Origin of the sequence: Lutispora saccharofermentans, assembly GCF_024363565.1 — a bacterium.
In the GTDB taxonomy this organism is placed as follows: Bacteria; Bacillota; Clostridia; order Lutisporales; family Lutisporaceae; genus Lutispora; species Lutispora saccharofermentans.
Genome location: NZ_JAJEKE010000011.1, coordinates 68,284 through 87,446, shown reverse-complemented (window position 1 = coordinate 87,446; position 19,163 = coordinate 68,284). Strand labels below are relative to the sequence as shown.

The 19,163-nt window shown below is 37.0% G+C and carries 17 protein-coding genes; 11 read left to right on the top strand and 6 right to left on the bottom strand.

Annotated features, from left to right (window positions below; translation table 11 throughout):
• Positions 1-20: 20 nt before the first annotated feature.
• On the bottom strand, positions 21-845 hold the full coding sequence (locus LJD61_RS12625) for a cupin domain-containing protein (protein WP_255227910.1): 825 nt from the start codon (positions 843-845) through the stop codon (positions 21-23).
• Positions 846-1,271: 426 nt separating this feature from the next.
• Between LJD61_RS12625 and kynU the strand changes: the two genes are divergently transcribed.
• Positions 1,272-2,555, top strand: a complete 1,284-nt coding sequence (gene kynU / locus LJD61_RS12620) for a kynureninase (protein WP_255227909.1) — start codon at positions 1,272-1,274, stop codon at positions 2,553-2,555.
• Positions 2,556-2,640: 85 nt separating this feature from the next.
• Here kynU and LJD61_RS12615 read toward each other — a convergent pair whose 3' ends face one another.
• Entirely contained in the window at positions 2,641-3,021 is a 381-nt protein-coding gene (locus LJD61_RS12615) for a hypothetical protein (RefSeq protein ID WP_255227908.1), read from the bottom strand.
• Between the two features lie 212 nt (positions 3,022-3,233).
• Positions 3,234-4,118, bottom strand: coding sequence for a peptidylprolyl isomerase (locus LJD61_RS20540; RefSeq protein WP_255227907.1), 885 nt, complete (start codon positions 4,116-4,118; stop codon positions 3,234-3,236).
• A 289-nt stretch (positions 4,119-4,407) separates the two neighbouring features.
• Here LJD61_RS20540 and LJD61_RS12605 point away from each other — a divergent pair, with 289 nt between their 5' ends.
• The 7 genes from LJD61_RS12605 to LJD61_RS12575 all read left to right on the top strand — a co-directional run bounded on the left by LJD61_RS12605 (position 4,408) and on the right by LJD61_RS12575 (position 12,017).
• A complete protein-coding gene (locus LJD61_RS12605; protein WP_255227906.1) occupies positions 4,408-6,066 on the top strand; it encodes a peptide ABC transporter substrate-binding protein in 1,659 nt (552 codons plus the stop codon).
• A 71-nt stretch (positions 6,067-6,137) separates the two neighbouring features.
• Positions 6,138-7,067, top strand: coding sequence for an ABC transporter permease (locus LJD61_RS12600; RefSeq protein ID WP_255227961.1), 930 nt, complete (start codon positions 6,138-6,140; stop codon positions 7,065-7,067).
• A 15-nt stretch (positions 7,068-7,082) separates the two neighbouring features.
• Positions 7,083-8,000: an ABC transporter permease gene (locus LJD61_RS12595; RefSeq protein ID WP_255227905.1), complete on the top strand. Its 918-nt coding sequence runs from the start codon at positions 7,083-7,085 to the stop codon at positions 7,998-8,000.
• A gap of 15 nt (positions 8,001-8,015) precedes the next feature.
• The gene (locus tag LJD61_RS12590) at positions 8,016-9,029 is read left to right on the top strand and encodes an ABC transporter ATP-binding protein (protein ID WP_255227904.1); all 1,014 of its coding nucleotides are present in this window, start codon (positions 8,016-8,018) and stop codon (positions 9,027-9,029) included.
• A 1-nt stretch (position 9,030) separates the two neighbouring features.
• Positions 9,031-9,999 carry an ABC transporter ATP-binding protein gene (locus tag LJD61_RS12585; protein ID WP_255227903.1) on the top strand — a complete coding sequence of 323 codons (969 nt, stop codon included), beginning with the start codon at positions 9,031-9,033 and terminating at the stop codon, positions 9,997-9,999.
• A 225-nt stretch (positions 10,000-10,224) separates the two neighbouring features.
• Positions 10,225-11,034, top strand: coding sequence for a class I SAM-dependent methyltransferase (locus LJD61_RS12580; protein WP_255227902.1), 810 nt, complete (start codon positions 10,225-10,227; stop codon positions 11,032-11,034).
• 47 nt (positions 11,035-11,081) lie between these two features.
• Positions 11,082-12,017 (top strand): hypothetical protein, encoded by a 936-nt coding sequence (locus LJD61_RS12575; protein ID WP_255227901.1) that lies wholly within the window; start codon positions 11,082-11,084, stop codon positions 12,015-12,017.
• Positions 12,018-12,137: 120 nt separating this feature from the next.
• Here the strand turns inward: LJD61_RS12575 and LJD61_RS12570 are convergent, their stop codons facing one another.
• Entirely contained in the window at positions 12,138-14,387 is a 2,250-nt protein-coding gene (locus LJD61_RS12570) for a helix-turn-helix domain-containing protein (protein ID WP_255227900.1), read from the bottom strand.
• Between the two features lie 396 nt (positions 14,388-14,783).
• Between LJD61_RS12570 and LJD61_RS12565 the strand changes: the two genes are divergently transcribed.
• The 3 genes from LJD61_RS12565 (at position 14,784) to LJD61_RS12555 (ending at position 16,695) form a co-directional block, all read left to right on the top strand.
• Entirely contained in the window at positions 14,784-15,341 is a 558-nt protein-coding gene (locus LJD61_RS12565) for a DJ-1/PfpI family protein (protein ID WP_255227899.1), read from the top strand.
• A 97-nt stretch (positions 15,342-15,438) separates the two neighbouring features.
• Entirely contained in the window at positions 15,439-15,867 is a 429-nt protein-coding gene (locus tag LJD61_RS12560) for a GNAT family N-acetyltransferase (RefSeq protein ID WP_255227452.1), read from the top strand.
• Positions 15,868-16,125: 258 nt separating this feature from the next.
• Positions 16,126-16,695, top strand: a complete 570-nt coding sequence (locus LJD61_RS12555; RefSeq protein ID WP_255227898.1) for a hypothetical protein — start codon at positions 16,126-16,128, stop codon at positions 16,693-16,695.
• On the opposite strand, the gene LJD61_RS12550 is transcribed toward LJD61_RS12555, so the two are convergent.
• Positions 16,684-17,646: a hypothetical protein gene (locus tag LJD61_RS12550; protein WP_255227897.1), complete on the bottom strand. Its 963-nt coding sequence runs from the start codon at positions 17,644-17,646 to the stop codon at positions 16,684-16,686. The two genes, LJD61_RS12555 and LJD61_RS12550, sit on opposite strands and share 12 nt — an antisense overlap.
• 159 nt (positions 17,647-17,805) lie before the next feature.
• Positions 17,806-18,873 carry a hypothetical protein gene (locus LJD61_RS12545; RefSeq protein ID WP_255227896.1) on the bottom strand — a complete coding sequence of 356 codons (1,068 nt, stop codon included), beginning with the start codon at positions 18,871-18,873 and terminating at the stop codon, positions 17,806-17,808.
• Positions 18,874-19,163 lie beyond the last annotated feature (290 nt).

Sequence of the window (19,163 nt, the reverse complement as noted above, 5' to 3'; positions counted from 1 at the left end):
CAGACAGTTCAGAGCTTTTCTTATATACCGGACTCAAAATGCGAATGCACCCATAGCAGCTTGCATAGCCTGCTTCCTGGGTTTTCCCAAAAATGTAAATCTGATGACTTAAAGTACATAGAATCTCCTTTTGTGAGATGATATACATCTTTATTGTTTAGTGTTATGCGTAATTTGCCGGATAACACATAGATGAACTCTTCGCCGTGGTGCTTGTGGGCTTCGGCGGAATTGCTGCCAGGTTCGATCGTAAATAGCATAGAATCAAGAGCATGGCTTTTTTGAGATATAAGAGATTCTATGGTGACTCCCGGCAAGCCGATTTCTGTCATCTCTCCCGAGCCGCTTTTCACCACATGCTTTTCGTCATCACCTTTTTCAAAAAAATCTAGAATGCTTCCTCCATAAAAATTAGCCAGCTTGTTCAGCAAATCAAATGAAGCATTGGCTTGGTTGTTTTCCAGTTTGCTAAGATATGAGGGTGATATGTTTACTTGACGGCTTACTTCTTCAAGCGTTATATTCATGCTCTCCCTATAAGCCTTCCATTTTTTGCCCAGAAACTTTTTTGAATACTCGGTTGATACATCTGCGGATTGTATCTTAGGCATCAACAATTTTTTTATTGCCTTGCCCCCCATTTTTTCCTCAATAGACAACGCTCTAATTTTTTTCAAGACCTCAATATCATCGAGGCTATAAACCCGGTAATTATTATCCTTCCTTTTTGCAGTAAAAAGTCCGTTTTTTTCCCAATTCAATATTGTAGCCGGTGAAATACCAAGTATTTTTGCTACTTCATTCCTGTTGAAAACCAACTCATCGTCTTTCGTTTTGTTGTTCATTAAAGGCCCTTCCTTTTCTATAATAAATGACATGTTGGCGAGTTATTGAACGAGACTTCATTCAGTGATATACATATTTTAACATAGTACAGTGATAAATGCACTATCCTAACAATATATATATTATTGACAATGTTAAGAAATATATGCTATTATTTACTCCAATAACATATATAAACACAATTATAGAGTTAGGAAATTAAATTAACTTGTTATCAGCTATATATAACGCATTAAATATTTTACAAAACTGTCATTCTGAACGAAACAAAGTGGAGTGAAGAATCTGGCTAAGATTCTTCGCATACGCTCAGAATGACGGCATATGCCTTTTTAAAACTACAAATGCATTTATTGCGTTATATATAGCAAACAGATTAAGTTATAAATACATGGTGATTATGATAATATAGGGAGGGGACTTGAATGAAAGAAAAATTTGAATTGAGTGAGGCGTTTGCCGCGAAATTGGATGGGGAAGATCCTATAGCAGCATTTCGGAAAAGATTTTATCTGAAAGAGGATGAAATCTATATGGATGGGAATTCTCTCGGTCTTATGTCAAAGGATGCGGAGAAAAGCTTGTTCAGGGTTATAGAAGAGTGGAAAAATCTAGGCATAAACGGTTGGTCAAATGCAGAGGTGCCCTGGTTTTATTTTTCTAAAGCATTGGCTAAGCTTATGGCTCCTCTGGTCGGGGCGGAGGAGGATGAAATCACGATTCATTCATCTACTACGGTAAATATCCATGCAGTGATATCGACTTTTTTCAAACCTGATGACAAGAAAAATAAAATATTGATTGATTCCTTGAATTTTCCTACCGACAGGTATGCAATTGAAAGCCAGGTCCTGCTGAGAGGATTGGACCCCAAGGAGCATATTGTGGTTGTGGAAAGCAAAGATGGGAGAAATATTGATGAAAAGGATATAGTTGCAAGGATGAGTGATGACATAGCCTTAGCTTTTTTGCCTGCAGTTTTGTATAGGAGCGGGCAACTGCTGGATATGGAATACCTCACCGCCGAAGCGCATAAAAGAGATATCATGATAGGATTTGACTGCTGTCATTCTGCAGGTGCAGTGCCTCATCATCTTTCTGAATGGGGAGTGGATTTTGCAGTTTGGTGCAATTATAAATATCTGAATGCAGGGCCCGGAGGACCGGCAGCCATATATATAAACAAGAGGCATTTTGACAAGGAACCCGGGCTGGCAGGCTGGCATGGATATGTTCATGATAAAATGTTTGATTTGCTGAATGAATTTGAATCGGCCGACAATGCAGGGGGATGGCAAATGGGAACCCCTCATATGCTGAGCATGGCGCCCTTGGAGGGTTCACTGAAGATGTATAATGAGGCAGGGATAGAGAATCTGCGGGAGAAATCCTTAAGGCTTACTGATTACATGATGTATCTGATAGATAATGAATTATCCCGATATGGCTTCACTATAGGAAATCCAAGGGAAGATAAGAGACGGGGAGGGCATATTGCGCTGGAGCATGAGGATGCAGTGAGGATAAACGCTGCTCTGAAGGATATGGGTGTGATTCCGGATTATAGGCGACCTAATGTTATACGATTGGCCCCTGTACCGCTTTATGTTTCTTATCATGATGCATGGGTCGTAATACAGAAGATAAAAGAGATAATGGACGATAGAATCTATGAAAAATATGAAAACAAGAGGGGCTTTATAGCATAGCCCCCTTGATATAAACTCAAAGATTAAATATACTATAACAAGTGGTAATTTGCTATACCGCGCTGAAATAATATAAGAAATCGAGTTAGTGTATTTCATCGAACTCAATCTCATGTTGAAGTATTTCATTGATGCGCTTCTCAATTCTGTCTAAGTCAAAGTCAGCTTCCTTCTTTATGCTTTTTCTAAGCATAGGCCCGATTTGCAATATATCATCCCGTATGTCATATAGAAGCTCTAGAGCCGCAGAGGCCTCCAATTCATTTCTCGGTATTTCTACCATGCTTGCCAAAATTGAATTCTCGGTGCGAGAAGCTATTATTGGAGACTTAACCTCCTCAACATGTATAACTGTCCTTCTGCCCGGACCGCGGTCATCTTCGATTGGTTCAAGGCTGATTATTTTATCAGAACGAGCAAATTTGCCATATCCAAGAGGAACCATAACTCCTTCTTTGATCTCCATTTTTACACCACCTTATTTAATATAATCTACACCAGTAATATTGTTGCTTATATTTACTTATTTTATTTATAAAAAGCTAAAGACAACACATAAAATGTGACAACGAGAGGAGGCTTATGGTCTGACTGGTGAATTCCTGCCATGCAAGTAAATGCCAGACTCTATATATTTTAAGTCTGGCACTGTATACTATGCGAACTAATTGTTATCCTCTATAGCAAGTTATCTATCTTATACTCTTCGTATTTATCCTGAAGCCAAGTGTCGTAGGCGGCTGACAGCTTCTGATCTAAAAGAGTTTCTTTGACTTGAGCCTTGCTCTCTTCATAATTGGCTTCTTTTGCCGGTTTCTTTTCCTCTACTTTGATGATATGGTACCCATATTCAGTTTTTATGGGATCGCTTACCTTGCCGATTTCCATTGAAAATGCTGCATCCTCAAACTCTTTTACCATATCTCCCCTTGAAAAAAATCCAAGTTCCCCGCCTTGGTCTTTGTTGCCGGTATCTGTGGAATATTGCTTTGCCATTTCAGCAAAATCTTCGCCGGCTGATAACTTGTTTTTAACCTCCAGGGCCTTTTCCTCGGTATCCACTAAAATATGGCTGGCCTTTACTTGCTCTTCTTCATTGAAGGTATCTTTGTTTTCTTCAAAATAATTTTTCATCTCATCTTCTGTTATAGTAATTCCAGGCTCAAGCAACTTCTTTATCTCCAGGTTTTTCTTCACATCTGCCTTTACGTTTTCCATCGAATAGCCATATGCTTCAAGAGCCTGTTTAAAGGCTTCTTCACCGCCATATTGAACTGAAATATTCTGAATCTCTGTTTGCACAGCTTCTTCCCCAACTGTAATGTTCTGCTTTTTAATCTCCAATTCGATTATCTTATCTGAAATAAGGGAGTCCAATACTTCCTCGCCATTTTGCTCTACCAGAGCATTATATAGATCATCTTTAGTAATGGTCTCGCCATTGACCCGGGCAACCGCTTCTCCTGATTTCCCATTGAAATAAACAACTCCGGCTAAAATAATTAAAAGAAATACGACCAGTATTGTTATCTGAAAACTTTTTTGCTTTATTAGTTTTGCCACAAAGCTTCACACCTTTCTGATTATTACTTTTACTATTTTACAACAAAATGCTTAAATAAACCTTAAATTTACAAAAAAAATATGTATGAAAATATTGGATCAAAAGCATGATAAACCGAATTACATTTCATCGTTAAAATTAAGTGACAAACTTTTGAATAGAATTTGTTGACAAAGTGAGCAATACTTAGCAAGAAAATGGAATCTCAATCTTTGGAAAAATCCTTTTCTATATATTACCTTTGTAATAGGAAGTAATATTCCAATAAAAATTATAGGGGGAAGTATTGTGAGTAGAAAGAGATTATTCTCAATCTTATCTGTGCTGCTTGTATTGTCAATGTTCTTTGCCGCCTGCTCTCCGCAGCAGCCCGCAGCAACAGAACAACCGGATGAAACAGCAGCAGAGCCGGCACAAGATGAGCAGGTATTGAGGCTAAGCCTGTTCCAGGAGCCAAACACATTGGATTGGCAGAGAGTTACAGCAAATATCGAACTTTATACCCTAAGCTGGGTTATGGATGGCCTTACAAGGTATAAGCATGGGAAGATAATACCTGCTCTAGCCGAGAAATGGGACATCAGCGATGACGGCAAGGTTTATACCTTCCATCTGAGAGATGCCAAATGGACAGACGGCCAGCCTGTAAAAGCCGATGATTTCAAATATGGATGGTTAAGAGCCTTAGATCCGGCAGACCCCATGGATTATGCATACTTCTTATACGATATTGTCGGTGCGCAAGAATTCAACAGCAATAAGGGAAAAGCAGAGGATGTAGCAATAAAGGTTATTGATGACAAAACCTTGGAAGTAACATTAAAAAGACCTGTGACATATTTTGACTATCTGGTTTCCTTTGCTACCTATTATCCTACGAGAAAGGATATAGTAGAAAAGTATGGCACGAAGTTCAATGCTGAAGCAGAGAATTTTGTTACCTGCGGACCCTTTAAGGTAGAAACATGGAAGCATGAATCTGAAATGACATTCGTGAAAAATATGGATTATTGGAATGCATCAGAAATCAAGCTTGAGAAAATTATTGGACCTTACATCGCAGATGATCAAACGGAATTTAATATGTATGAAGCAGAAGAGCTGGACATGACTATTGCTTTGAATGGAGATCAGAAGGCTGCCTTGACAAAGGGCGGAGTAAAGCAGTTTAACAATGGCTCTACATGGTTCTTCAACTTCAATGTAGCTCATCCTATCCTAAAGAATCTAAACATCAGAAAAGCTCTGACTTTGGGAATCGATAGGAAAAGCTTTATCGAAAATGTTGCCAAGAGGCCTTGGAAACCGGCGTTTGCTCTGGTTCAGCCTGATATAATACCCGATGCTGACGAAAACAAAACCTTTAGAGAAGTTGGCGGCGAATATTTTAAGGATAATGATATAGAAACTGCAAAACAGCTTTTAGAGCAGGGTATGAAAGAATTAGGCCTGACAAAGATGCCTAAGTTTAAATTCATGTGTAATGATAACGCTACCGGACAGCTATATGCTCAAGCTTTCCAGGAAATGTGGAAGAAAAATTTAAATGTTGAAACAGAGCTTGAACCTGTTCCATCCTCCGTAAGGATAGACAGGCAGTCTAAACATGATTTTGAAATCTCCTTAGGCGGCTGGGGTCCTGATTATCCTGACCCGATGACTGATCTTGATCTATATACCTCCTGGTCAGGCAATAACGACCCGGGATATTACAATGTGGAATATGATGAATTGATAAAGAAAGCTCAGAATGAACCGGACAGAGTTGAGAAATTTAAGCTGATGCACCAGGCAGAGGATATACTTATGAGGGATCTGCCAATAGGCCCTATATGGTATGGTTACACTGACTATGCCATAAGAGAATATGTTAAGGGCGTTTATAAAAAAGGAGTCGGAGTAGAGGTTGACGTTGTTTATGCATATATAGAGGGCAAAAACAAATAGCGGATTCTTATATTGATTAAGAAGGTATATGTGCTATGCATATACCTTCTTAAATAAGGGAGGTGTAGATGTTGGTAAAATATATTGGAAAAAAGCTGTTATATGCCTTTATAACGATTTGGATAGTGGTGAGCGCTACATTCTTCATGATGCAGGCCATACCGGGAGATCCGTTTATGAATGAAAAAAGAGTTATACCGGAAATAAAAGAAAACCTTAGGAAGTATTACGGATTAGATAAACCCTTGCATGAACAATATTTCATATATATGAAAAATCTTATGACGGGCAAACTGGGCATGTCCTTCCAATATAAAAACAGAACGGTGAATGAAATAATCACAAATGGATTTCCCATTTCGGCAAGTCTTGGAATGAGAGCGCTTATAGTGGGGCTTATTGCAGGGATCTCCCTTGGGGTGATAGCGGCTTTGAATCATAATAAGGGGTGGGACAGATTTTCAATATTTGTAGCGATAATCGGAGTATCCATACCCGGATTTGTAATAGCGGCGTTGCTGCAATGGGTTTTAGGAGTCAAGCTGAGGGTACTTCCCGTAGCTCAATGGAAGAGCTTTGCCCACACGATCATGCCTACATTTTCCCTATCCTTAGGCTTGATCGCAAACCTGGCAAGGTTCATGCGCTCCAGCATGTTGGACGTAGTAGGACAAGACTATATAAAGACTGCAAAAGCAAAGGGTCTGTCGCCTTTTGAAATAGTATGGAGGCATCAGCTAAGAAATGCTATATTGCCTGTTATAACCATTTTAGGCCCATGGATAGCAGTAATAATAACAGGCACCTTTGTTATTGAAACGGTATTTGCCATCCCGGGATTAGGCAAATTTTATGTACAGAGCATAAATATGCAGGATTATACTCTGATAACGGGAATTACAGCATTCTTTGGAAGCATATTGGTGTTGATGAACATGTTTGTAGACATAGCATATGGATTGATAGATCCAAGGATAAGAATAAGCAAGCGCAGTTCTTAGCGGGAGGTATTATATATGGAAATCAGCAGAGAAGATTTTGTAGTCATAGGAAAGAATATTGAGCAGAGCCAGGTTTTAGTGCGCCCAAGCATGACTTATTTCCAGGATGCCTGGAGAAGGCTTAAGTATAACAAAGCTGCATTGCTGGCATTGGTTTTCCTTGTGCTGCTCACTGTTATGGCCGTATTTGGCCCTATGATGTATTCTTACTCATATTCGGATCAGGATCTCAGCATGGTAGATAAGGCGCCTGGAATAGGAGGACATATTTTCGGCACTGATAGCTTAGGCAGGGATTTATTTGTAAGAATATGGGTAGGAGCCAGGATTTCGTTGTTTATAGGCATCGCAGGAGCAGTCATAGAATTCTTTATAGGCATCGTATATGGAGGTATAGCCGGCTATTTAGGCGGATATGCCGATGAAGTTATGATGAGGATAGTGGATATCCTTTTTACAATACCTAATCTGGTTATAGTAATTCTACTCATCATGGTTATGGGGCCCGGCCTTCATACAATAATTATTGCCATAGCCCTGACAAACTGGCTTGGAATGGCGAGGCTTGTAAGAGGGCAGACCCTTCAGCTTCGTGAACAGGAGTTTGTCCTTGCGGCCAGAACCCTCGGTGCTGACGGTAAAAGAATCATTATGAAGCATCTTATACCCAATACTATAGGACCAATAATCGTAAGGCTGACATTTGCAATACCCGGAGCAATATTTACAGAAGCCTTTTTAAGCTTTATAGGATTAGGAGTGCCCGCCCCCCTTGCCAGCTGGGGCTCACTAGCGGCAGCAGGTCAGAGAACATTGACCACATCTCCATGGCAAACATTCTTTCCGGCTTTATTCATAAGCTTGGCGATGCTGTCTTTCAACATTATTGGCGATGGTCTAAGAGATGCCTTAGACCCAAGGCTTAGGAAATAAAGGGAGGATGCAAATATGAGCAAGTTGTTGGAAGTAAAAGATTTAGAGGTTTCCTTCGATACCTATGCGGGAGAAGTAAAGGCCGTAAGAGGGGTAAGCTTTGATCTCAGGAAAGGTGAGGCTATAGCGATAGTAGGAGAATCAGGCTGCGGCAAAAGCGTCACTGCGCAGAGCATTATGAGGCTGATACCCTCACCTCCGGGGAGGGTAAAGAACGGTACCATTATTTTTAATGATATAGAGATACTGAGCCTTAACGAAAGGCAAATGCAGGCAGTCAGAGGTTCGGAAATGGGCATGATATTTCAAGACCCCATGACCTCCCTCAACCCTACTATGACTGTTGGCAGGCAAATACAAGAGGTGCTGACAAAGCATAGCAAAATCACAAAGAAGGAAGCTGCATTAAAATGTGCAGAGATGCTTCAGCTAGTCGGAATACCAAATCCCATTATGAGGCTTAAGCAATATCCCCATGAGTATAGCGGAGGTATGAGACAGAGGGCTATGATTGCAATGGCTTTAGCTTGCGGACCCAAGCTTCTTATTGCTGATGAGCCTACAACTGCATTGGATGTGACCATACAAGCACAAATCCTTGATTTGATGAGGGAACTGCAAAGAAAGCTGGATACAGCAATCATCCTGATAACTCACGATCTGGGAGTGGTTGCAGATTTGGCCGAAAGGGTTATCGTCATGTATGCGGGAAAGATAGTAGAATACGGAAGTGTTGAAGATATATACTATAATCCTAAGCATCCCTATACTTGGGGCTTATTGAAATCGGTACCAAGGCTCGATAGCCACAACAAGGAGCAGTTGATGCCGATTGACGGAACTCCGCCGGACTTGTTTTCACCGCCAGTCGGGTGTTCTTTTGCGGCAAGATGCGATTATGCAATGAAAGTATGCCATCACTGTGAACCTGATTACTTTGATGTCAGCAATGGGCATAAAACTGCTTGTTGGCTTATGCATGAATATGCTTCCGGCATAGAGATCAGTATTCTAAAGGGGGTAATTTAAAATGTGGGATAATGCTAAGCCCCTTATTAATGTTAAAAATCTGAAGAAGTATTTTAATGTTGGCAAAGGTCAAGTACTAAAAGCGGTTGATAATGTAACCTTTGAAATCGGCCAGGGTGAAACTGTAGGATTAGTAGGTGAGAGCGGATGCGGAAAAACTACGGTAGGGCGGACCTTGATAAAGCTGTATAAACCCACTCAGGGGGAGATTTTCTATAAAGATAGGAATATAAATGACTTAGATAAAGCCGAAGGGAAAAAATATGCAAAGAAAGCTCAAATGATATTTCAAGATCCTTATGCATCGCTGAATCCGCGTATGACTGTAGGAGACATAATAGGAGAGGGAATAGATATACACGAGATATACAAGGGTAAAGACAGGCAAAGCAGAATATATGAGCTGCTGGAAAAGGTAGGTTTGAACAGAGAACATGCTAACAGATTTCCTCATGAATTCAGCGGAGGCCAAAGGCAGAGAATTGGGATAGCCCGTGCATTAGCCATAGAGCCGGAATTCATAGTGTGTGACGAGCCGATATCGGCCCTTGATGTATCGATACAGGCTCAAATAGTCAACTTATTGATGCGGCTCCAAAGGGATATGAATCTGACCTATATGTTTATAGCACATGATCTAAGCATGATAAAGCATATAAGCGATAGAATTGCGGTGATGTATTTGGGAACCATTGTTGAGCTGACAAGCAGCCATGAGCTGTATTCCAATCCAGTACATCCCTATACAAAAGCTCTGCTTTCTGCTATCCCCATACCGGACCCCAAAATTGAAAAAGGCCGAAACAGAATATTATTGGAAGGTGATGTGCCAAGCCCCATAAACCCATTGCCAGGCTGCAAATTTAGAAAAAGGTGCAAATATGCTATGGATGTTTGTGAAATAAAAATGCCTGAGCTAAAGGAAGTTTCTAAATCCCATTATTCGGCATGTCATTTGATTAGCCGGTAGATTTCTACCGGCTTAAGTTTTGTTTATAGATGCTCTATCAACAATGACGAATGCGAACTCTCACCAGCTAGAGCAGGTTTATGTAGAAAAAACTAAAGGCATATGGTAACATTTAGCTATATAAGTGAAGGATTGGAAGCCAAGTATATAAAAGCATACAAAACTTGCAGGAGTTAACACAATATTATCTGCGGCCATCACGGCCGCCATGAAAAGAGGATGAAGATGAAGAAAGATATTAGATATTATACTGACCAAAACAGAGAAGCATGGAATGAAGCCATGCCAAAACACCAAGCTGCATCAAAAGAAAGATTGGATCAATTGTTTTCAAAGCCAGGCTATATCTATCAAGAGGACGAGAATCTTTTACAAGTATTGAAAAGGATAGATGTCCAAGGTAAAGATATAATTCATCTTTGCTGTAATAATGGAATCGAATTGTTATCTTTAAAAAATATGGGTGCTAACCATTGTGTAGGTATTGATATCTGTGATGAAGCAATAGAAGAAGCACAAGAAAGAGCAAAGAAATGTGGGATTGATTGTGAATTTATACGCTCCGATGTTTATGATATTTCAGAAGAACTTTATAACTCTTTTGATATTGTTCAGCTTACCGCCGGTTGCATTGGATGGATACCAGATTTAAACGAGTTCTTTAGGATAATTTCTCATTTATTAAGAGTGAATGGTTTTGTTCTTATACATGAAATTCATCCTTTTAGTGAAATGTTACCTTTCGATAATAACTATATTGAAAACAGGCTGCAAATTATTGAACCTTATTTTAGAGATGAGGCAATTGTTGAAAACGGCAGCCTGGATTACGTAGGAGGGACGGATTATGTTGCCAAAACGCAATACTGGTTTGTTCACACAATTTCCTCATTAATCATGGCGTTAATTAAAAATGGTATTAGAATAGAGCATTTTTCTGAACATTCTAAAGATATATCTGCCGGACATAAAAAGCAAGAGGAATTAGATGCCCAAATTCCATTAAGTTATATTTTAGTTGGTAAAAAAGAATAAAAAATATCTGTAAGCATCAGTCTTTCGTTAGGGTGGGAGTGAAAATGTTGTTTAAAAAACTTATTATAACAATAGCTTCTTTAATTATATTAGCAATATTAGCGTTTGGATATTCTGGAAATAAGTTCATTCCGATAATGTTTACAGATGACACATGGATTAATGATCTAGGATATAAAGAGAATCAAATTCATAGACTTGCATTTAACTGGCCAGGGGATAGAAGTTGTCCAGAAATACCTATAGAAATTAATAATAAAATATTTGAATTGGGATTTGATACAGGTTGTGGAGTTGGTATATTTTTTACTGATGTAATCGAGAATGAGCTCAATTATACATTATTAGGTAAGGTCGAAGCACTAAACAGAGATGGCTCTCACCGCGGCTGGAGCAAACGTATTATTATTGATGAGTTTACTGTATTTGGAGATACATATGATAATATAGAAACTACTATATCTAATTGGAATATGTATTCCTCAAAAGAGTTCAATGGAACAATAGGTCTTTCATATTTTAAATCTAAGATAATCTCACTTGATTATGCTGGACATAGAATTGCAGTAAGTAGCAATCCTATTAATTATGACAATTTAAATTCAGATAAGTATGTAGTACTCCCATTATATAAAGCAACTAGTAAAAACCAAGAATATTTACCATTTTTTGAAGCAGAATTCAATGGAGAACCTGCTATCGTATATTTAGATACTGGTAAAAATTATTCATATGTATATAATCCAGCTAGTAGACATTCTATGACTGATAAATCGAATAATTTTATCGATGTTCCTATAAAAATTGGAAACATTGAAATGATGCTAAAAGATATGATTGAAATAAACGATATGGCGCAGGCAGAGGGGCTGCCATTTCCTACGACGATTGAATTGAATTCTGATCAATTATGGAAAAATAAATTATTGGTAACATTTGACTTGATTGATCAAAAGATAATATTTAGGAGATTACCAGAATAACACTAAGCACACGAGATACTCTCAAACCAATATTGGAATAGGGGAAAAACCACCTTTCTCTTTATCTAAAGGTGGTGAATACTCTGATTCTACCTCGTAACAAAGTAGTACTAGATGATGCTATCGGACAAATTCTTTTATATTATGATTATGGTGTTTCTTTCTATAGCTGTTAGGTGTAAAACCGCACATTTCTTTAAATACTTCACAAAAATACTTGGAACTGGAAAATCCCACTGCCGCTGCAATATCGGCTATGTTTAACACGGTTCCCGTCAGCATTATCCTTGCTTCTTGGATACGGGTCTGCAGCAGAAGCTCTTTAAAGGTATAGCCTGTCTTTTCTTTCATAAGGTGGCATATATGGGTTTCGCTGAGATGAACCTCATCCGAAAGCATTGAAAGGCTTATGTCTTTTTTATAATTATTCTTAACAAAGTCTATTATAGTGCTGATCCTTCCATCATCCCGCTTTATGGCATCGATATAGGTATATGGAATGTTGTTTGGCGATATTCCCATAGCAGAAGCTGCTTCAAGATATTTTCTGTAGTACAGTTTCGTTTTTTTGCAGTTAACTGAGGAATAAAGCTTATATAGCTCGTAATATCCCATGCTTTTATATATAAGATTGCCTGAGACTTGGGCATATCTTATGCAGCGTATAAGACATTTTCTGGCTTTAATGCTGTCACCTGATGAAAGAAAGACGAAATAAGCAAAGAAAAACATAGAGCATAGCATGTATTTATGAAATCGGGATTTGGTTTTGTAGTTCAAATTCAAATCCATAATAAATCTTCCGGCTTTAAAACCAAGCATACTTCTGCATGCCATTATTCTCACATTTATAAAATCTTTCATGTAAGGCTCATTTATTTCATCATCGTAATTGATAAGCGCCTTTTCATATAATTTCATCGAATTCTTGTAGTCCTTGCACCTGAATAGATGATCTCCTGCGATGATGTATAAGCGTAAATAAGAAATATGATATAAAGGTATGGTCACCCAATAGGATCTGTTCAAAAGCTTATTAACGAGCATTTCATAGGATATATTCATGTTTTCTCTATCGCCTATTGCTTCAGATATAGGCATAAACAGCAAGTTTAGCAAGGTCTCGGTAAAATCATTTTTGAACTGGAATTTTACATCCTTTAATGCCTTATAGTAATAGCTTGCTCTGTTGAATTCGCATTTAAAAGTATAAAGCTGGATCAAATTGATATGCAGATGAGGTAAAAAAGTTCCCTCGTTTACTGATGCTTCATAAGCTTTGAGATAGCTTATTTCTGCATTTTCCCAATCTCCGATAGACATATAAGCACATCCGATCGTATTTTGGTATTCGCAGAAGATATCATTATCCATATAAGCCAGCCCTTTTTTTAAAATGCTTACAGCAGCTCTTCCCTTGTTAGCATAAAAATAATAGTTGCCGAGGATGAAGCATCTCATAGCTTTAGTTTCATTTATATCATCGCTTTCCGGCTTTTTCAGCTTTTTTGTAAGCTTGCGGTTTAGCTGCCTTGCAAGAATAAGAGCATCGCACTTCTGGCCATTTCTCAACAAAAGTATGATATAGCAGGACATAGCATCGTAATAATTTAAGGAATCATCATCATTTAAGTATTGCATTAAGCCATATATTTGAGCTATATTATTATTCATCAATTGCACATTGCAGCGTAAAAATAATTTGATAATGAAATTGATATTATCTGGCGCAAATCCGAATTTATTAAATAATGAGGCAATATGATAGCTGTCCGTAATCTCTAGAGAATCTGACGGTGTTAATGCTATATGCTGTATGAAGTCATCAAGCTTAAATTGGGTTATAAGTTCTGTGTTCCAGGCATTCTTTAATGTACATATGATAGTGAATCTATTGTATGGAATGAAACATGAAAATTCCTTAAGCAAATCCAAAGACTTGGGTCCATAAAAATCGACTTCATCTATTAGCAAGACTAAGGGATGTTCTTCTGCAATGAGCTCAAGCACATCAAGAATTAAGGTGTTTGCTATCTTATTAATGCTTTTTGCTGCTGATCTGAGATTAAAGCTTTGCATATTAGAAATTTTTTTATAAACATCCGGATACCTTGCATTGCATTCATTGAGGAGATGTTTCAGCACAGAACTGTACGAATCAAAATCTTCACCTTTGATAAAGCATGAGAATATTTCAGCTTTCAATTTCAAAACATCCTGAGTAAAATTGATCATTGTATTTCTCTCATGACTATTTTCACCGGAAATGAGCACAAGCTTTCCGCTGCCTCTCAAGGTAGAAGTTATCACGTTGTTGATAGTTTTTATTTCACTTTCCATACCTTTAAGCCGAGCTTTACTAAATGTCATAGGAATCCCCTCCTATAACTGTTTGCATTCTTTTAAATATTATAATTGAAAATTAAGAATTATTTGAAAAATATCGATGAAAATTCTGGCAATTTTTTGTGAAAAGTTTTTGAAATTTCAGAATATTGTTTAGCAAAAAAGTGGTATTCAGATTCATAGCTGAAAAATCATGCAATTGTTAACATAGATACATAAATAATTCCCCAAATTTTACTTAGGCGCTCTTCGGAGTGCTTCTTTTTTGAAATGAATCCAAATATATTAAGAAATACTAAGGTGCCGAGCACTTCTTTTAAAGTTTAACAAAATATGCGAATTAAAAAACTGATAGAATAAAACAAAGGGGAAAGTCTGCTTATTTTTAAGATAGCCCCTATAATTGGAGGTTGATAATATATGAATACATACATATTAATTTACGAAGGATTTGCGAACTTTGAAGTAGTAATAGCAAGCTTATTATTAAAAAATAAAGGCAATTGTAATATTATAACAATTGCAGTAGACAGTGATCCTATAACATCATGTGAGGGTTTTAAATATGTTCCGCATAAACTGTTAAGTGATATAGATATTGATGACATAGATGTTCTATTAATTCCAGGCGGTGATCCAAATGAATTATATGACAAAGGAGAAGTTTATGACCTCATACGACGAGCTAATAAAGCACAAGTAATTATTGGTGCAATATGTGCAGCTCCAATTCATCTAGCTAAAGCAGGAATAATTGAAGATGTAAAGTATACTGCCAGTAATGATGTTAAGACGCATAATGATTTCAATAAAGGCAATTATGAAGACTCGAACATAGTGATTGATGGAAATATAATAACTGCGAAACCAACAGGATATGTGGATTTTGGTATTGAGATAGGCAAGATGATGTCCATATATGAAAATGAGGCGGATTTAGAAGAGACCATCAATTTCTTTAAATGCTTTAGGGATTAGAAATAGTTCAGCTGTCAGACTTCACCAGAGTAATTGCATTGTTCATTTGTTTTATTATGTGAAACAAATTTTTTGAGTTTTGTGAGGAGTGAGGAAAATGGAAAATGGATATGAAATAACAATTCCGAGAGAAGATGAAGCCGAGCATATAGGCAATATGTTGCTGCAATTTAATCTCGAATCAATATCGCTTACTCAGGAAAAACCGTTTATCAGCATTAACAGATGTATAAAAAATGGGAACGGAGAGATTATTGGCGGGATTTTGGCATGCTCTGCATTGTGGCAAGTTCTATCTATTGATACATTATGGGTAAAAAAAGAATTTCGCAATCAAGGAATTGCGAAACAATTGTTGAGTGTTGTGGAAGATAAGGCGAGAAGTATGGGGTGCCATATTGCATATTTAAGTACCTACGATTTTCAAGCTAAAGACTTTTATTTTAAAAATGGATATGAAATTTTCGGTATATTGGAGGATTGCCCTAAAGGCCATAGGCTTTATCATTTATCCAAAAAATTATGAGCTATAGTTAAGGCATACTTTTCTTATTATATGAAATATGAAGCGGACACCGAGAATAAATGAAATAGACGAAAATCAGTCAGGAATAGAAGAATGTTTTACATGATACGGAAGCGAATATGTTTGAAAAGCCCGGTTCGGCAATTCTGCATGCCGGGATTTTTGCGGGGTGTGCGAGGGAACCGGCGCGCCTACTGCGACTGGGAAAATCTGGATACACGAAGGCTGATTATTGCAAGATAGGAGATGGAAAAGAGTATGATAAATTTAAGTTATGAAATCAAATCCAAAGAGAATTTATTAATATTTTTTTTAATTTCGATAGGTGCGCAAATAATAGCTTATCAAGTTCATGAGTTTGGACATTATTTAGTTGGTATGATTTTAGGTATAGAGCAACGATTTGTGTTAACAGGAGTAATGCATGAAGAATTAACCAATTTGCATCAAGCGCTACACAGCTCGGGCGGGTTAGTTGTAACCCTTGTACTTGCTTTAATATCTTTGATTTTGTTAATAAGTTCAAAAAAATCAAATTCTTATTTACTGTCATTTGTATATGCAAATACACTTTTGAGAATACAGCCAATGGTTGATAGTTTAGTTAGCAAGAATATGCAATATCAGGATGAGTATAAAATTGCAGAAAGCGTAGAAATACCTGGGCAGCTATTATGTATTATTTCTTTAGTAATATTTTCAGCTATATTTGCAACAGCAATATATTACTCAGGTAAAAAAAAGATGTTAAAGGTTATTGTATTTATTTTTGCAAGTGGAGTGGCAGCGATTATAATCAATACTTTAGGAAGCGTGTTATTTTATTAATCTAGCAAATCTGGAATTTTGTAAGTTTCTTTGCTCTTGAACCTGCGTCCAAAACCCCTCATCAATATTCTTGATATTATCCACTATGCTATCGGCAAGTAGTATTAACTGGGAATCCATGTTATTTATGACTTTTAATGCATTTTTGCATTGCTCGCTTAAATCTTCAATGTTACCGGTATTCTCCAGGCTAATACTGTTAACTGCACCGATGAAAAAGCTGTCTATTAAATCCTTTGTCTTTAACGCATCCGAAGATTGGTTAATCAGAGACATAGTGTTTTCATTGGAACCAATATATTTATTATAGAAGTCATTATATAGATTAGCCAAATTGTTGACTTTTTGAATATAATCGTTGAAAGTTCTTTCTTTAAAGGAATTATACATTTTCTCTACATACTCTGGATCTTCCATATTTTTTTCGAATTGATTTTTAATGTCATCTAATTTGATGGAATTGTTGGGAAAATCACCTTCATTAAGTATCATTTGTAGAGTTATTGGGGATTGATATGGCTTAGCCTCATTAGCTGCATCCTTGCAAGCTTGTTCGTTTACAGAGAGATATACACGTTTTAAACCTTCACGGTACATTTCCTCATTTTTATTTACTGCATCATTAATTACGTCTTTCACATATTGTTCATGGTCTTCTGATAAATTACTACAATAGTTTATCGCATCTTCCAAAGTGCCTGAAATCTCATTTAGGATATAGTGCTCAATTCCGAGAGTTTGATTGGCATATTTGATATTGTTAAGCTTTTCTTCATCTAAATGCTCGGCTTTAGATAGCTTATTTAATTTAGCTCTCATCGCTCCGGCTTCGGATAACTCAACAATATCAGTTTGCAATTTTTGCTGAATAGGATTCTTAAACTGTCTATTTTTTGAATAGAGAGGGCTGAGGTAATTATTCATACTTGAACCTTTAATTGAATAAATCATAAATATATACATTCCTTTCGCAAGCTCAAGGCACAAAATGTAATGAAAAATGTTGCCTGAGCTTCTTTTTATTTTTCTACCGTAATATTTTCCTATAAATTTAATGTAATGCTACTGAATAAATATATAGCTTATTGCGCGAAGCTATATATTTATTACTTATAAGGGGTAATAGTTACACAAATAATAGAATGGTTCTACGGTGATAGCGTTGCCACCCTGCATTATTGCATAAAGTATAACATATCCGTGAATCGATACACTGGTCTGATATGAGTAATCACCAGAACCCAGCCAAGGATTATTATGATGAATGATTATACTAAAGTTGCCATCTCTATCGGTATAGCCGGTTGCTGTGCCTTCAGTTATTTGGTTCGTGGAATCCATTGGATTAACATACTTTACAGTTGCTGTAACCGGGTAGTTAATAGAAGGAGAACCGCTGGAATTCCGTGCTGTACCGAATATTGTATAGGTCGGCTGTAAACCTTGTATTCTATAAAAATATCCTTGACCGTAATTGCATTGGTCTGCTGGAGAAATACCTCCAAAACTTATAGTTGATGGAGTATTGTTAGTACTTACAATATAAAAGGATTGAGACCATGTATTAGACCAAAGTCCGGTTTCGTCCTGGCACCTGAATGTCATGGTATAGATTCCAGGAGTAGAAATTTGTGTTGCAAATCCTATTGTATTACCGGATGAATCATTAACATATCCAATTATCGAGTCGGATGGAATTCCTCCGACTTCCATACTGACAATAGCATCTCCGTCCGGGTCATATGTAAAATCTGTGCCGGAATATGACCACAACCATGCTATTTGAGTATTTGTAGTAAAATTACCTTCAGGTGAAAGAGACGAAGAATTCAAAATAGCATATCTTAAGTCTGCAACCGGCGGATTATAAACAGCTTCAGCAACAGTAACCGCTTGACTTGAATTAATCTTGTTTGTGGTTTTTGTGTTAATGATTAAATTTGTATTTGTTTTTAGGTTTTTATTTTCTTTTATTGTCAAATCTTTGGCATCTTTTATTTGGAGATGTTCTATAGGATTATCGGTTTCTACATCTGTAACCTTTATACTGCTTTCCAAGCTTTTTTGAATATTTCGAGTTATAGTTTTAGACTTATCTGCTGAAACCATAGAAATGTCCGTAAAAGTAAATACAAACGTCATCACTAGAACCAGTGCAAGAACTTTTTTAATTTTCATAAAAACATCACATTCCTTTCGCTATGCCTTAGGCACAAAATTATATTCTTGAGTCGTTCTCTGTAGTAAAATGCAGGTAAGCTACAGAGAACAAGAAGGTTGTAGTTGTCACGATTATTACTACTAATGGCAAAAATGATACATAGTAAGCTATATACTACTTGCTCTATCTTTACCTTTCAAAGATCAAATTTAAATTATTACTATCAATAGCTGTCATTAAAATCTTACCATACCCCTTTTGGATAATGAATACAAATATGGTATTTAAATACCTGGCTATTTTTCAT